The 1,633-nt window shown below is 74.7% G+C and carries 2 protein-coding genes; both read right to left on the bottom strand.

Annotated features, from left to right (window positions below):
* Positions 1–114 precede the first annotated feature (114 nt).
* Complete coding sequence (locus ACFU8Q_RS41375; RefSeq protein WP_384465341.1) at positions 115–1,362, bottom strand: ROK family protein; 1,248 nt, start codon at positions 1,360–1,362, stop codon at positions 115–117.
* A 71-nt stretch (positions 1,363–1,433) separates the two neighbouring features.
* On the bottom strand, positions 1,434–1,633 hold a 200-nt coding region (locus ACFU8Q_RS41370; protein ID WP_384465338.1), incomplete at its 5' end, for a hypothetical protein.

The raw sequence follows: 1,633 nt of genomic DNA, 5'->3' as shown, positions 1-1,633 counted from the left end.
CACCGGATCGGACCGGGTGTCCGGCCCGCACCCGTTCATGTGGTGCAGCGGGCTGCCTGGCCGCCCGGGTTCGTGTGGGTGAGAGGGCGGCCGAGTCGCCTGTGTTCGTGTGGATCAGTGGGCCGCCGGGCCGCCCGCGTACGCCACCGGGTCGGCCAGTACCGCCGTCATCACCAGCGCCGCGGCGCCCCGCGCGGCGTCACCCGCGACGGACGAGGCGCGCAGCCGGCCGCTCCCCGGGGACCAGAGCCCGGACACCACGCGGCCGGTCAGCTCCTCGTCGGCGGGCGGGGACAGCCACGGCATCAGGTTCCGGTAGATCCCGCCGAGCACCACCGCGTCCGGGTCGAGCAGATTCACCGTCCCGGACAGCACCCGCCCCAGCATCCGGCCGGCCTCCGCGACAGCGGCCACCGCCCGGTCGTCCCCGGCCCGGACGCGCCGCTCCAGCTCGGCCACCCCGGCACCGCTGCCGGGCTCCTCGATGCCGGCGGCGCGCAGGAGCGCCGCCTGTCCCGCGTACTGCTCCAGGCAGCCACGCGAGCCGCACCGGCACTCCGGCCCCTCCGCGTCGACCACCACATGCCCGATCTCCCCGGCGAACCCGTGCGCCCCGCGCAGTAGTTCACCGTCGATGACCAGGGCGCCGCCGACGCCGATCTCCCCCGTCAGATAGAGGAAACTGCGGATCGGGCCGAGACCGCCGAACCAGAGCTCGGCCAGCGCCGCCAGATTGGCCTCGTTCTCCGAACTCACCGGCAGCGCCTCGCGACCGGGACGTGTCGCGGCGAGGGAAGCGGCGAAGAGCTCCCCGGCGGGAACCTGGTTCCAGCCCAGGTTGGGTGCCTGGCGCACCGCGCCGCCGGAGACCAGACCGGGGAGCGCGAGCGTCACCCCGACCGGGAACAGTTCCTGCTCGCGGGCCGACTCCAGAGTGCGCGCCGCGATCCCGGCCGCTCGCGCCAGCACTTCCGCGGGCGGTGCGCCGCGGTTGTCCAGGTGCTCGGTCAGCCGTACCCGGCCGGTGCCCGCCAGATCGACGACGCACACCGACACATAGTCGATGTTGACCTCGACGCCGAGCCCGGCGGGCCCCGTGCGCGCCACCTTGAGCGCGGTTCCGGGACGGCCCGCCTGCCCGCTGAACGTCTTGCCGGACTCGGTGAGGAACCCGATGTCGAGGAGCTGCTCGACGAGCGAGGACACCGCGGCCCGGGTCAGTCCCACCCGTGCGGCAACCCCGGCCCTGGTCGCTTCGCCCTCGGCCTCGTCACGGACGGCCCGCAGCACGAGGCTGAGGTTGCTCCGGCGCACGGTGTCCTTGTCGGCCTTGGGCCCCAGCGGTGCGAGGTTGCTCTTCATATTGGATCCGAGCCTATGCGATCCCCTGTGCGACTCCCTGTGCGATCCCCGCCGCGATGCCCCCGGCCCGCTCAGGGCGCGCAGCGGAATCCGCTGTGGCCCGTCGTGCTGTCGGGGGTGCACGGAACCCGGGGCGCGGCCGCGGGGGTGACGGTGCGCGCCACCGCCTGGGCGGCGACCGGTGCGCAGCGGATCACGCTGGACTTCCGGCTGCCGGACGGGACCGCGCTGGTCCCCGCGCGGGTGGAGGTCGCCGTGTCATGACCGGGGC

The sequence above is a fragment of the Streptomyces sp. NPDC057543 genome (assembly GCF_042801895.1).
In the GTDB taxonomy this organism is placed as follows: Bacteria; Actinomycetota; Actinomycetes; order Streptomycetales; family Streptomycetaceae; genus Streptomyces.
This window is presented reverse-complemented; position numbering and strand designations above follow the sequence as displayed.

Coding starts and splice junctions, on each gene's coding strand:
- ACFU8Q_RS41375 (WP_384465341.1), bottom strand. CDS start 1,362: ATGAAGAGCAACCTCGCACCGCTGGGGCCCAAGGCCGACAAGGACACC.